Origin of the sequence: Nocardioides sp. Leaf374 (assembly GCF_916862475.1) — a bacterium.
In the GTDB taxonomy this organism is placed as follows: Bacteria; Actinomycetota; Actinomycetes; order Propionibacteriales; family Nocardioidaceae; genus Nocardioides; species Nocardioides kribbensis.
In genome coordinates, this window is sequence record NZ_CAKASO010000007.1 from 32404 (window position 1) to 45311 (window position 12908).

At 75.3% G+C, this 12908-nt stretch carries 13 protein-coding genes; 11 read left to right on the forward strand and 2 right to left on the reverse strand.

The annotated features are described in order from the left end of the window. Nucleotides 1–30: 30 nt before the first annotated feature. The 5 genes from alr to LPA27_RS05040 are packed head-to-tail and all read left to right on the forward strand — an operon-like array spanning nt 31 to nt 4483. Nucleotides 31–1239 (forward strand): alanine racemase, encoded by a 1209-nt coding sequence (gene alr / locus LPA27_RS05020; protein ID WP_228941726.1) that lies wholly within the window; start codon nt 31–33, stop codon nt 1237–1239. After that, a complete protein-coding gene (locus LPA27_RS05025) occupies nt 1236–2318 on the forward strand; it encodes an alpha/beta fold hydrolase (protein WP_228941727.1) in 1083 nt (360 codons plus the stop codon). The genes alr and LPA27_RS05025 overlap by 4 nt, the downstream gene beginning before the upstream one ends. Then, complete coding sequence (tsaE, locus tag LPA27_RS05030) at nt 2315–3253, forward strand: tRNA (adenosine(37)-N6)-threonylcarbamoyltransferase complex ATPase subunit type 1 TsaE (RefSeq protein WP_228941728.1); 939 nt, start codon at nt 2315–2317, stop codon at nt 3251–3253. The genes LPA27_RS05025 and tsaE overlap by 4 nt, the downstream gene beginning before the upstream one ends. A 38-nt stretch (nt 3254–3291) precedes the next feature. Further along, nucleotides 3292–3939: a tRNA (adenosine(37)-N6)-threonylcarbamoyltransferase complex dimerization subunit type 1 TsaB gene (gene tsaB / locus LPA27_RS05035; protein ID WP_228941729.1), complete on the forward strand. Its 648-nt coding sequence runs from the start codon at nt 3292–3294 to the stop codon at nt 3937–3939. Nucleotides 3940–3946: 7 nt separating this feature from the next. Beyond that, nucleotides 3947–4483 (forward strand): GNAT family N-acetyltransferase, encoded by a 537-nt coding sequence (locus LPA27_RS05040; protein ID WP_228941730.1) that lies wholly within the window; start codon nt 3947–3949, stop codon nt 4481–4483. On the opposite strand, the gene LPA27_RS05045 is transcribed toward LPA27_RS05040, so the two are convergent. Continuing rightward, the gene (locus LPA27_RS05045; protein WP_228941731.1) at nt 4405–5256 is read right to left on the reverse strand and encodes a GNAT family N-acetyltransferase; all 852 of its coding nucleotides are present in this window, start codon (nt 5254–5256) and stop codon (nt 4405–4407) included. The genes LPA27_RS05040 and LPA27_RS05045 overlap by 79 nt on opposite strands. 50 nt (nt 5257–5306) lie before the next feature. Here LPA27_RS05045 and tsaD point away from each other — a divergent pair, with 50 nt between their 5' ends. The 4 genes from tsaD (at nt 5307) to LPA27_RS05065 (ending at nt 9425) form a co-directional block, all read left to right on the forward strand. Then, a complete protein-coding gene (tsaD, locus tag LPA27_RS05050; RefSeq protein WP_193661309.1) occupies nt 5307–6371 on the forward strand; it encodes a tRNA (adenosine(37)-N6)-threonylcarbamoyltransferase complex transferase subunit TsaD in 1065 nt (354 codons plus the stop codon). A 70-nt stretch (nt 6372–6441) separates the two neighbouring features. Further along, nucleotides 6442–7554 carry an S-(hydroxymethyl)mycothiol dehydrogenase gene (locus tag LPA27_RS05055; protein WP_228941732.1) on the forward strand — a complete coding sequence of 371 codons (1113 nt, stop codon included), beginning with the start codon at nt 6442–6444 and terminating at the stop codon, nt 7552–7554. Continuing rightward, nucleotides 7551–8192, forward strand: a complete 642-nt coding sequence (locus LPA27_RS05060; protein WP_228941733.1) for an MBL fold metallo-hydrolase — start codon at nt 7551–7553, stop codon at nt 8190–8192. The genes LPA27_RS05055 and LPA27_RS05060 overlap by 4 nt, the downstream gene beginning before the upstream one ends. Before the next feature lie 90 nt (nt 8193–8282). After that, nucleotides 8283–9425, forward strand: a complete 1143-nt coding sequence (locus LPA27_RS05065) for a cobalamin B12-binding domain-containing protein (protein WP_228941734.1) — start codon at nt 8283–8285, stop codon at nt 9423–9425. Here the strand turns inward: LPA27_RS05065 and LPA27_RS19225 are convergent. Then, nucleotides 9422–10615 carry a THUMP-like domain-containing protein gene (locus LPA27_RS19225; RefSeq protein ID WP_267477180.1) on the reverse strand — a complete coding sequence of 398 codons (1194 nt, stop codon included), beginning with the start codon at nt 10613–10615 and terminating at the stop codon, nt 9422–9424. The two genes, LPA27_RS05065 and LPA27_RS19225, sit on opposite strands and share 4 nt — an antisense overlap. Nucleotides 10616–10838: 223 nt before the next feature. On the opposite strand from LPA27_RS19225, the gene groES reads away from it, so the two are divergent. Next, complete coding sequence (gene groES / locus LPA27_RS05075) at nt 10839–11132, forward strand: co-chaperone GroES (RefSeq protein ID WP_056864570.1); 294 nt, start codon at nt 10839–10841, stop codon at nt 11130–11132. Between the two features lie 94 nt (nt 11133–11226). Beyond that, nucleotides 11227–12852: a chaperonin GroEL gene (gene groL, locus LPA27_RS05080; RefSeq protein WP_056863819.1), complete on the forward strand. Its 1626-nt coding sequence runs from the start codon at nt 11227–11229 to the stop codon at nt 12850–12852. Nucleotides 12853–12908: the final 56 nt, after the last annotated feature.

A 12908-nucleotide genomic window follows, 5' to 3' on the forward strand; every position in this document is an offset into this window, starting at 1 on the left:
TCGGCGCGCGGTGGTGGGAGAATGGCCGCGATGACCCCGTCGCCCTCCGCCGCGCCCGAGCCCGGGCCCCCGCACCCCGAGATCGTCGTCGACCTGGCGGCGGTCCGGCACAACGTGGGCGTGCTGCGCGCGCAGGTCGCGCCTGCGGCGCTCATGGTCGTGGTCAAGGCCGACGGCTACGGCCACGGCATGCTCGAGGTCGCCCGGGCGGCCCGTGGGGCCGGCGCCGACTGGCTCGGCGTGGCCACGCTGGAGGAGGCGGCCGCGCTGCGCGCCGCCGGTGACCGGGGCCGGCTGCTCACCTGGCTCACCGTGCCCGCCGACGACCACGCGGGCGCCGTCGCCGCCGACGTCGACGTCACCGTCTACGACCTCGACCAGCTCGCCGCGGTGTCGGCCGCGGTGTCGCGGGCGGGCCGTCCGGCGCGGCTCCAGCTCAAGGTCGACACCGGCCTGTCGCGCGGCGGCTCCACCGCCGCCGCCTGGCCGGCGCTGGTCGCCGCGGCCCGGGCCGGCGAGCGCGACGGGTCGTGGCGCGTCACCGGCGTGTGGTCGCACCTCGCGTGCAGCGACGAGCCCGACCACCCCGCCAACGCCGCCCAGGAGGCCGCCTTCCGCGAGGCGCTCGTGCTCGCCGAGGCCGCCGGGCTGCGCCCCGAGGTGCGGCACCTGGCCAACTCCGCCGGCGCCCTGCTGCGGCCCTCGGCCCGCTTCGACCTCGTGCGCTGCGGCCTGGCCGCCTACGGCCTCGACCCCGCCCCCGGGCACACCCCCGACCTCGGGCTGCGCCCGGCGATGACCGTGCGCTCCCCGCTCGCCCTGGTCAAGCAGGTCCCGGCCGGTGCCGGGGTCTCCTACGGCCACCGCTGGGTCGCCCCCGCCGCCACGACCCTCGGCCTGGTGCCGGTGGGCTACGGCGACGGGGTCCCGCGCCACGCCTCCGACCGGGCCGAGGTCGCCGTGGCCGGTCACCGGGTGCCCGTGCGCGGCACCGTCTGCATGGACCAGCTGGTCGTCGACCTCGGCGCGCCCGGTGCCCGGGCCGGCGACGAGGCCGTGCTGATCGGCCCCGCGCCGGCGCCCAGCGCGCAGGACTGGGCCGAGGCGTGCGGCACGATCAGCTACGAGATCGTCACCCGCCTCGGCGGGCGGCTGCACCGGCGCCACACCGGGGCCGTGCCCGGGGCCGACCCGGCCCCGACCGTCGTACCCGTCCTCGAGCCGCAGGAGACCGCATGAGCGCCCGCAGCCGCATCTGGCAGCTGGCGGCCGGGGCCGCCGGCGCGGCGGCGGCCGGCACCGCCGCCGTCAGCGTCGCCCGCTACCGCCGGGTCATGGCCCGCCACGGCGCCGGCGACACCGTGCGCTTCGGCTCGCTGCGCTCCCCGGCGCGCACGGTGGTCGCCGACGACGGCGTGCCGCTGCACGTCGAGGTCGACGAGTACGCCGCGCCGCGCGGCCAGCTCGGCCGCGGGCCGGGCGAGCCGCCGCTGACCGTCGTGTTCTGCCACGGCTACGCGCTCAACCTCGACTGCTGGCACTTCCAGCGCGCGGGGTACCGCGGCCTGGTGCGCAGCGTCTACTACGACCAGCGCTCCCACGGCCGCTCCGGACGCTCCCCGCGCGGCAACGCCACCATCGACCAGCTGGGCCGCGACCTGCGCCAGGTGCTCGACGAGGTCGTGCCCGAGGGCCCGGTGGTGCTCGTGGGCCACTCGATGGGCGGCATGTCGATCGTGGCGCTGGTCGAGCAGTTCCCCGAGCTGGTCGGCGACCGGGTGGTCGGCGTGGGCCTCATCGCCACGACCGCGGGCGGGCTCGACCCGAGCCGGCTGCTGCTGCCGCTGGTGCCGACCCCGCTGGGCAGCCGGGTGACCGGCTCGGCGGTCAAGACCCTGGCCCGCGGGCACCACCTGGTCGACCTCGTGCGTCGCCTCGGTCGCAGCTTCGCGACGGTGGCCACCGACGTCTTCGCCTTCGGCGACGACGTGCCGGCCTCCTACATCAGCTTCGTCGACGACATGCTCAGCGCGACGCCCTTCGCCGTGGTCGCGGAGTTCTTCCCGAGCTTCCGGGGTCTCGACAAGTTCGACAGCGTGGAGGTGCTCGAGCAGGTGCCGGTCTCGATCGTGTGCGGCACGGCCGACAAGCTCACCTCGGTCGGCCACAGCCGCAAGCTGCACGAGCGCATCGAGGGCTCGCGGCTGCTGGAGTGCGAGGGGGCGGGCCACATGGTGATGATGGAGCGCCACGACCACGTCAACGCCGAGATCGACCAGCTCGTGGCCGCCGCGACCGAGCAGGTGTCGCGCCGATGACGCTCACCGTGCGCCAGGTCGGCCCGGAGCACGCCGGCGACGTGCTCGAGGTGGTGCGGGCCGCGTTCTCCGCGCGGCCCCCGCTCGACCCGCCGGCCGACGCGCTCGGGGAGAGCGTGGAGACCATCGCCGAGAGGCTCAGCCGCGTCGGCGCGGGCGGCGGGGGCCTGCTGGCCTGCCTCGACGGCGAGGCCGTCGGCGCCGTCGTGCTCGACCCGGTCGGCAGCACGACCTACCTGCGCCGCTTCGCCGTCAGCCCCGACCACCAGGGCCACGGCATCGCCGGGGCGCTCATCGAGGCCGCGGTCGAGGCGGTCGAGGCCTCCGGCACCGGCACCGACGACCTCACCGTCGTCGCGCGCGAGGAGCTGCCCCGCACCGTGCGCTTCTGGGAGCGCCAGGGCTTCAAGGAGATCCTGCGCCGCTCCCCGCACGTCGAGATGCGCCGGCCCCTGCGTACGGCGGTCTGGGCCGCGCCGACCGCGGAGGCCATGCGCGGGATCGGCCGCTCGCTGGCCGGCCAGCTCACGCGGGGCGACCTCATCGTGCTCACCGGCGAGCTGGGCGCCGGCAAGACGACCTTCACCCAGGGCCTCGGGGCGGGGCTGGGCGTGCGCGGCGGGGTGACCTCGCCGACCTTCGTCATCGCCCGCGTGCACCCCTCGGAGGTGGGCGGTCCGCAGCTGGTGCACGTCGACGCCTACCGCCTGGGCGGCCTCGACGAGCTCGACGACCTCGACCTCGACACCTCCCTGTCCGACGCGGTGACGGTGGTGGAGTGGGGCGCGGGGCTGGCCGAGGGCCTCAGCGAGTCGCGCCTGGAGATCAACATCGTGCGCGACCTCGACCCCGAGGGCAGCGAGGACCCGCGCCGGGTGGAGATCACGCCGGTCGGCCCGCGCTGGCACGCCCTGTCCTTCCGCGCCCTCGGCTGATCCCGGGTCGGTCCGCGGGCTGGGCTAGCCTCGGGCGCGTGCTGCTGACCTTCGACACCTCCTCGCCCCAGGTCTGCGTGGCCCTCCACGACGGCGACGACGTCGTGGTCGACCTGGTCTCCGAGCGCACCATGAAGCACGGCGAGCAGCTGGCCCCGCTCATCGAGAAGGCCCTGGCCCAGGCCGGCATCGTGCGCCAGGACCTCACCGCGATCGGGGTCGGCGCCGGCCCCGGGCCCTTCACCGGGCTGCGGGTCGGCCTGGTCACCGCGCGCACGCTCGGCTTCGTGCTGGAGCTCCCGGTCTACGCCGCCTGCTCCCTCGACGTGCTGGCCGTCGAGGCCGCCGACACCCTCGGCGAGCGGCTGGCCGGCGGCTTCGTCGTGGCCACCGACGCCCGGCGCAAGGAGGTCTACCTCGCCTCCTACGACGCAGGCGGCGCCCGCCTCGAGGGCCCGGTCGTCGACAAGCCGGCCGTGCTGGCCACCGACCGCCCCGTCGTGGGGGAGGGCGGCGCGCTCTACCCCGAGGCCTTCCCCGCCGCGCTAGGGCCGCAGCGCCCCGGCGCGGGCTGGCTGGCCCGCGCCATCGCGGAGGAGCGGGTCGAGCTGCTCGACCCCGAGCCGCTCTACCTGCGCCGACCCGACGCGGTGGCGCGCGCGGTGCCGGCCGCCGCCGCCCCGTGACGGGCCCGTGAGCGGCGCGCTCGTGCGCCGCGCGTCCCTCGCCGACCTCGACGCGGTGGTCGGCCTCGAGCGCGAGGGGCTCGGCGACGACGCCTGGAGCGAGGCGCTGGTCGGCGCGGGCCTCGCCGGCGACCTGCCCACCGTCGTCTACCTCGTGACGCAGGACGGCTCCGAGGTGGTGGGCCACGCCGTGGTCAGCCTGCCCCTGCCGGCGACCTCCGCCGCTGACCCGGGCCTCGACCCGGACCCCGACACCGACCCCGATCCCGCCGAGCTCCAGCGGATCGCGGTGGCCGCCGACCGGCGCCGCGGCGGGCTGGCCAGCGCCCTCCTGGAGGCCGTGGCGGCGCTGGCCCGCGAGGCCGGCGCCGAGCGGCTCCTGCTCGAGGTGCGCGAGGACAACGCCGGCGCCCGGGCCCTCTACGCCGCCCGCGGCTTCGGCGAGATCGCGCGCCGGTCGCGCTACTACCGCGACGGCACCGCCGCGGTCGTGCTCGAGCGTGCGCTCGTGGGGCCCGAGACGAAGGTGTGGACGGTCTCGTAGCCCAGCGAGGCGTAGACGGCCAGCGCCGGGGCGTTGTCGGTGTAGACGCCCAGCGTGACCACGTCGGCCAGGGCGAGGCCCGCGCGGGTCAGCGACGTCGACACCGCCCGGCCCAGCCCGCGGCCGCGCTCCCCGGGCAGCACCGCCACCCCGCGCAGGTGCCCGCTGCCGTCGGGCTGGGCGGCCAGGGCACCGACCGCCACCAGCGGGCGGCCCGGCCCGGGGCGGCGTACGCCGTGCCAGGTGAGGACGCCCGGGGTGTCGGAGCGGGCGAAGGACCCGGGGTTGGCGGCGTCGAGCACGGCGTCGACCTCCTCGGGGTGCGCGAGGCCGAGGTCGACCACCTCCGGGGTCGGTGCGAGCGGCACGTCGCCGCGCCGGGCCCGCATCCAGTGCCACGTCCACGGGTCGACCTGGCGCCACGGCGCCGGCACGACGTGGGCCGAGCGGGCCTCCACGCTGAGCCGCCCGGGCACCGGCGACGTGGCGGCGGCCAGCGTCAGCACGGGGCCGAGCAGCGCCGGCGGGCCCACCGCGGTCACGACGTCGACGGGCCCACCGGGTCGACCGCCCGGCCCCCACCACGCGGCCGCGGTCGGCCCGGCGAGCCACGCCCGCCGCACCCCCGCGCGCGGCACCTGGTGGTGCAGCAGCGCCGCGCCGCACCCGGCGTAGAGCTCCTCGACCGACACCTCCCGCGCCGGCTCGCCCGTCGGCCCCTCCCCGACGCCGCCGTCCACCCCGACCCCGACCCCGACACCCTCGTCACGCACCCCGCCATGCTGGCACGCGACCCCCGGCGCTCGACGGGCACAATGGGCGCGTGGAGCACACCGACGGACCCCTGGTGCTGGGCATCGAGACCTCCTGCGACGAGACCGGCATCGGCATCGTGCGCGGGCGCACCCTGCTCGCCGACGCGGTGGCCAGCAGCGTCGAGGAGCACGCGCGCTTCGGCGGCGTCGTGCCCGAGGTCGCGAGCCGGGCCCACCTCGAGGCCATGGTCCCGACCATCGAGCGGGCCTGCGAGACCGCGGGGGTCGCCCTGCACGAGGTCGACGCGATCTCGGTGACCCACGGGCCGGGCCTCGCCGGTGCCCTCCTGGTGGGGGTGGCCGCGGCCAAGGCCCTCGCGCTCGGCCTCGGCAAGCCGCTCTACGGCGTCAACCACCTGGCCTCCCACGTGGCCGTCGACCAGCTCGAGCACGGCGCGCTGCCCGAGCCCTGCGTGGCGATGCTGGTGAGCGGGGGCCACTCCAGCCTGCTGCGGGTGGCCGACGTGACCGGCCACGACGACGGCATCGTCTCGATGGGCTCGACCATCGACGACGCCGCGGGGGAGGCCTTCGACAAGGTCGCCCGGCTGCTGGGCCTGCCCTTCCCCGGGGGTCCCCACGTCGACCGGGTCGCCCGCGAGGGAGACAGCGTGGCCATCGACTTCCCCCGCGGCCTCACCGCCCGCAAGGACCTCGAGCGGCACCGCTTCGACTTCTCCTTCTCCGGGCTCAAGACCGCGGTGGCGCGGTGGGTCGAGACCCGGGAGCGCTCGGGGGAGCCGGTGCCGGTGGCCGACGTGGCGGCGTCCTTCCAGGAGGCGGTGTGCGACGTGCTGGTGCGCAAGGCGCTCGACGCGGCGGCCAGCGAGGGCATCGACGACCTGCTCATCGGCGGCGGGGTCGCGGCCAACTCCCGGCTGCGGGCGCTGGCGGAGTCGCGCGCCGAGACCCTGGGCATCCGGGTGCGGGTGCCGCGGCCCGGCTTGTGCACCGACAACGGCGCGATGGTGGCGGCCCTCGGCGCCGAGATGGTCGCCCGCGGCCGCACGCCCTCCTCCCTCGACCTGCCCGCCGACTCCTCGCTGCCCGTCACCGACGTCCTCGCCGGCTGAGCGTCCGGGGCACCGCCTAGGCTCGGGGCCACCGGCGCCGCTCGGCGCCATCCCCGACCGGAGGAGAACCATGCAGCAGGTGAAGGCCGTCGTCGCACGGGCCAAGGGACAGCCCGTCGAGGTCACGACGATCAACGTGCCCGACCCCGGGCCGGGCGAGGCCGTGGTCAAGATCCAGGCGTGCGGGGTGTGCCACACCGACCTGCACTACCGCGAGGGCGGCATCAACGACGACTTCCCGTTCCTGCTCGGCCACGAGGCCTCCGGCGTCGTCGAGGCCGTCGGCGACGACGTCACCTCGGTGGCCCCCGGCGACTTCGTCGTGCTCAACTGGCGCGCGGTGTGCGGCCAGTGCCGCGCCTGCGAGCGCGGCGAGCCGCAGTACTGCTTCGCCACCCACAACGCCACCCAGAAGATGACGCTGGCCGAGGGCGACGACGCCGGCACCGAGCTCAGCCCCGCGCTGGGCATCGGCGCCTTCGCCGAGAAGACCCTGGTCGCGGCCGGCCAGTGCACCAAGGTCGACCCGTCGGCCCGTCCGGCCGCCGTCGGCCTGCTGGGCTGCGGCGTGATGGCCGGCATCGGCGCGGCGATCAACACCGGCGCCGTGGGCCGCGGCAGGTCGGTCGCGGTCATCGGCTGCGGGGGCGTGGGCGTGGCCGCGATCGCGGGCTCCGCGCTGGCCGGCGCGAGCCCGATCATCGCCGTCGACATCGACGCCGGCAAGCTCGAGACCGCCAAGGCCCTCGGCGCCACCCACACTGTCGACTCCTCGACCACCGACCCGGTGGAGGCCATCAAGGAGATCTGCGCCCAGACCTACGCCGGGGCCGAGGGCGCCGACGTCGTCATCGAGGCCGTGGGCCGCCCGGAGACCTGGAAGCAGGCGTTCTACGCCCGCGACCTGGCCGGCACCGTCGTCCTGGTCGGCGTGCCGACCCCCGACATGACCGTGCCGGAGATCCCGCTCATCGACGTCTTCGGCCGCGGCGGCGCCCTGAAGTCCAGCTGGTACGGCGACTGCCTGCCCAGCCGCGACTTCCCGATGCTCGTCGACCTCTACCAGCAGGGCCGTCTCGACCTCGACGCCTTCGTGACCGAGGAGATCGGCATCGACGACGTCGAGGCCGCCTTCGCCAAGATGCACGACGGCGGCGTGCTGCGCTCGGTGGTGATCCTGTGAGCGGCGCTGCCGGGGGAGTGCGCATCGACCACGCCGTCTCCAGCGGCACCTTCAGCCTCGACGGCGAGACCCACCAGGTCGACAACAACCTCTGGGTCGTCGGCGACGACACCGAGTGCGTCGTCATCGACGCCCCCCACTCGGTCGAGGACATCCTGGCGCTGGTGGGCGAGCGCACCGTGCGCGCGATCCTGCTGACCCACGCCCACGACGACCACTCGCGGGTGGCGCCGGCCCTGCGCGAGCGGGTGGTGGCGCCGATCATGCTGCACCCCGACGACAAGCCGCTGTGGGACCTGACCCACCTCACCGAGGACGGCGAGGGCCACCTGTGGGACGTCGACCTCGGCGACGGCTTCGAGATCCTCGTCGGGGGCACGGTCCTGCGGGCGCTGCACACGCCGGGCCACGCCCCGGGGGCCGTGTGCTTCCACGCCCCGGCGCTGGGGTGCGTCTTCACCGGCGACACCCTCTTCCAGGGAGGTCCGGGGGCCACCGGTCGCTCCTACAGCGACGAGGACGTCATCAAGGCCTCGATCCGCGAGAAGCTCCTCGCCCTGCCCGACGAGACCGTGGTCCACACCGGTCACGGCGACGACACCACCATCGGCGCCGAGCGCGCCGGCCTGGCGGGCTGAGCCCGCTCCACCCGCGGCCCTCGCCCGCTCGGGCGAGGGCCGACGGGGCCGGCCTGGGTAAAGTCGTGAGGTCCCCCCAGGAGGTGCACGGTGCAGCAGCAGGTGCAGCACGACCCCGGTCCCGACCCGGCGACCGACGCGAGCGGTCCCCCGTCCCAGGACGCGACGACGACCCTCCCCCCGGTGGCCCTCGCCCCGGTCGACGACCCGGAGTGGGAGTCGGCGTGGAGCACCTACTGGGCCGCGCTGGAGTCGGGCGACCGCCACGGCGCCCTGGCCGTCGTGCGTGAGCGCCACGAGGGCGGGGCCGCCCCCATGGAGGTCATCGAGCGGCTCGTCGTGCCGGCCCAGGCCCGCATCGGCGACCTCTGGCTGACCGGTGGGTGGAGCGTGGCCCAGGAGCACCAGGCCACGGCGATCAACGAGGGCCTCGTGCACTGGCTGGGCTCCTTCGCCCCCGAGGCCGACGCCTTGGCGCCGCTGGTCATCGTCTCCTGCCTCGAGCACGAGCGCCACGCGCTCCCGGCGCTCATCGTGGCCGAGTCGCTGCTGCTCGCGGGCTACCGCGTCACCTACGTCGGCGGTGACCCCGAGCCCGCCGGGCTCCTGCACGACATCCTCAGCCTCAAGCCCCGGGCGGTGCTCTTCAGCGCCTCGCTCACCTCCTCGCTGGCCGGGCAGAAGTCGCTCTTCAGCTCCATCCGGGCCATCGGCATCCCCGTGGTGGTGGGCGGCCAGGCCTTCGGGGGCGACGAGACCCGCGCCCTCGCGCTCGGCGCGACCGCCTACGCCGCCACCCCGGGCGAGGCGGCGCGGGTCATCGACGCCCTCCCGTCACGGGTGCCGCAGACGGGTCCCGCCGAGGCCGGGCCCGCCGACGTGGAGGCCGCCTGGATCGCCGACTACCACCACGAGATCGCGCCCTACGTCGTGCGCGCGATCGCCGCCCGCCACGACGTCGCGGTCGGGGCGCCCTCCAGCGCCCCCGACTGGTGGACCGACTTCCCGGGCTACGTCGACCACGTCCTCGGCTGCCTCGCCGCCGCCCTCGTGGTCGGCGACGAGACCATCATGATCGAGGTGCGCGACTGGCTCGAGCGCGTGCTCGAGGCCCGCCGCGCCCCCGACGGCCTGGTCGCCGAGGTGTGGGGCCTGCTGGCCGAGCCGCTGCGCGGCCACCCCCTGGCGCGGGTCCACCTGGCCGGAGCGGCGCCGGGGCACGCCCCGGGCTAGAGCGGGCGCACCAGCAGGGCGGTGCCCTCGCCGGCCACGCGGGTCATCACCAGGGTGGCCTCGCCGTCACCCTGCAGCGCGAGCCGCTTGCGCAGCTGCTCGGGCACCACGTCGACGCCGCGCTTCTTGATGGTCAGCCGGCCCACGCCCCGCTCGCGCAGCGCCGCGCGCAGCTGCTTCTCGCGGTAGGGCAGCTCCTCGAGCACCTCGTAGCCGCGCGCGAACGGCGTACGGGTCGCGGAGTCGGAGGTGAGGTAGGCGATGTGGGGGTCGAGCAGGCCCGCGCCGTCACCGGCGTGCGCCGCGGCGACGGCGGTGACGAGCCCGGCGCGCACGACGGCGCCGTCGGGCTCGTAGAGGTAGGCCCCCAGGGACCGCACGGGAGCCCCGGGGTCGTCCTCGTCGGTGAGCGTGGCCAGGCCGCCGTCGCCGATGACGGTGGCCCGGCGGCGGGTGGTGGCCAGCCGGCCCGCCCACAGGGCGGCCTCCTTGACCTCCCCGTGGTCGCTGACCCACTCGGCCTCGACGCCCTCGGGCACGAGGTCGTGGGGGATCCCGGGCGCGACCTTGACGCACGCGTCGCGGCGCAGCAGGCCCTCGACGAACGACCAGGGCGGCGTCCAGTCGTCGACGTCGAAGGTGCGACCCCGTGCGGTGCGCCGCGCCGGGTCGGCGAAGGCGACGTCGAAGGGGGAGGTGTCGACCGTGGTGGCGTCGGCGACGACGGTCGCGCCGTCGAGGCCCAGCGCGGCCAGGTTGGCCCGCGCGACCTCGACCCGCACCGGGTCGAGGTCGACGCCCGCGCAGACGATGCCGGCCCGGGCGCCCGCCATCAGGTCCCCGCCGATGCCGCAGCCCAGGTCGACCAGCGAGATCGCCTCGAAGGCGCGCAGCCGGGCCGCGCGGTGGTCGGCGACGGCGCGACGGGTCGCCTGCTCCAGGCCGTCGGGGGTGAAGTAGAGCAGCCGGGCGTCCTCTCCCAGCTTGGCCTCGGCGCGGCGGCGCAGCGTGGCCTGGGTGAGAGCCGCGGCGACGTGGGCGGGGTCGGTCCCGGGGTGGCGCCGGCGCAGCGAGGCCGAGACCCGCAGCGGGTCCGGCGTCGCGGGCCCGGCCCGCAGGACGGCCACCGCCTCGGCGAGCAGGGCCTGGCCGTCGTCGGTGAGCAGCCACCGCAGGTCGTCGAGGTCCATGGCCGCGATCCTGTCAGGCCGTCCGGGTGCCGCCGCAGCCGCGGGGGACCCCGGCCCTGGCACTCAGGGTGAGCGAGTGCTAGTTTCTGGGTTGGCACTCTCCCCGTGAGTGTGCCAGCCACCCGCAGCGCAGCGCGACCCCCGCGACGGCGTGCCACGCGAGCGGTGGACCCAGACGTGCACCACCCGCCATCAAGTAGTGACGAAAGTGGAGGTCGACATCGTGTCGGTCAACATCAAGCCCCTCGAGGACCGCATCGTCGTCAAGACGCTCGAGGCCGAGCAGACCACGGCTTCCGGCCTGGTCATCCCGGACACCGCCAAGGAGAAGCCCCAGGAGGGCGAGGTCGTCTCGATCGGCCCCGGCCGCATCGACGACAAGGGCAACCGCGTCCCGCTCGACGTCGCCGTCGGCGACAAGGTCATCTACAGCAAGTACGGCGGCACCGAGGTCAAGTACGCCGGCGAGGAGTACCTCATCCTTTCCGCCCGCGACGTCCTCGCCGTCGTCTCCTGACGCACCTGGCATCCCGGCCGGCAGCGCTGCTGCCGGCCGGGTCCAGTCGCGTCAGGGCCAGTGCTTGAAAGCCTCGTGCTTCTAAGGAGAACGCATGCCCAAGATTCTTGAGTTCGACGAGAGCGCCCGCCGCGCCCTCGAGCGGGGCGTCGACGCCCTCGCCAACGCCGTCAAGGTGACGCTCGGCCCCAAGGGCCGCTACGTCGTCCTCGACAAGAAGTGGGGCGCGCCGACCATCACCAACGACGGCGTGACCGTCGCCCGTGAGATCGAGCTCGACGACCCCTTCGAGAACCTCGGCGCGCAGCTGACGAAGGAGGTCGCCACCAAGACCAACGACGTCGCCGGTGACGGCACCACCACCGCCACCGTGCTCGCCCAGGCCATGGTCCACGAGGGCCTGCGGGCCGTCGCGGCCGGCGCCAACCCGATGGGCCTCAAGCGGGGCATGGACCTCGCCGCGGCCGCCGTCGGCGACGCCCTGCGCGACGCCGCCCGCGAGGTCGACTCGGTCGAGGACATGGCCTCCGTGGCCACGATCTCGAGCCGTGACAAGGTCATCGGCGACCTGCTCTCGCAGGCCTTCGACAAGGTCGGCAAGGACGGTGTCATCACCGTCGAGGAGTCCAACTCCATGGGCACCGAGCTCGACTTCACCGAGGGCATGCAGTTCGACAAGGGCTACCTGTCGCAGTACTTCGTCAGCGACCCCGAGCGCATGGAGGCCGTCCTCGACGACCCCTACATCCTCCTGCACCAGGGCAAGATCTCGGCGATCGCCGAGCTCCTGCCGCTGCTGGAGAAGGTCATCGCCGCCGGCAAGCCGCTCTTCATCCTCGCCGAGGACGTCGAGGGCGAGGCCCTCTCGACCCTGGTCGTGAACAAGATCCGCGGCACCTTCAACGCCGTCGCGGTGAAGAGCCCCGCCTTCGGTGACCGCCGCAAGGCGATGATGCAGGACATCGCGACGCTGACCGGTGGCGAGATCGTCGCCCCCGAGGTCGGGCTCAAGCTCGACCAGGTCGGCCTCGAGGTGCTGGGCCAGGCCCGCCGCATCGTGGTCACCAAGGACAACACCACCATCGTCGACGGCGCCGGCGACGCCGCCGCCGTCGAGGGTCGCGTGAACCAGATCAAGGCCGAGATCGAGAACACCGACTCCGACTGGGACCGCGAGAAGCTCCAGGAGCGCCTCGCCAAGCTGGCCGGCGGTGTCTGCGTGATCAAGGTCGGCGCCGCCACCGAGGTGGAGCTGAAGGAGAAGAAGCACCGCATCGAGGACGCCGTCTCCGCGACGCGCGCCGCGATCGAGGAGGGCATCGTCGCCGGTGGCGGCTCGGCCCTCATCCACGCGGTGTCCGTGCTCGAGGGCGACCTCGGCCTCACCGGCGACGAGGCCGTCGGCGTGCGCATCGTGCGCAAGTCGGCCGACGAGCCGCTGCGCTGGATCGCGGAGAACGGTGGCGTCAACGGCTACGTCGTCACCACCAAGGTCCGCGAGATGGGCGTCGGCAACGGCTACAACGCCGCCACCGACACCTACGGCGACCTGGTCGCCCAGGGCGTGCTCGACCCGGTCAAGGTGACCCGCTCCGCGCTGGTCAACGCCACCTCGATCGCGGCGATGCTGCTGACGACCGAGACGCTCATCGTCGAGAAGCCCGAGGACGAGGACGACGCCCCCGCGGGCGGCGGCCACGGCCACGGGCACGGCCACTGAGCCGCTAGGCACCACCTGATCCACCGGCGGCGCCGGGTCCCTCACGGGGCCCGGCG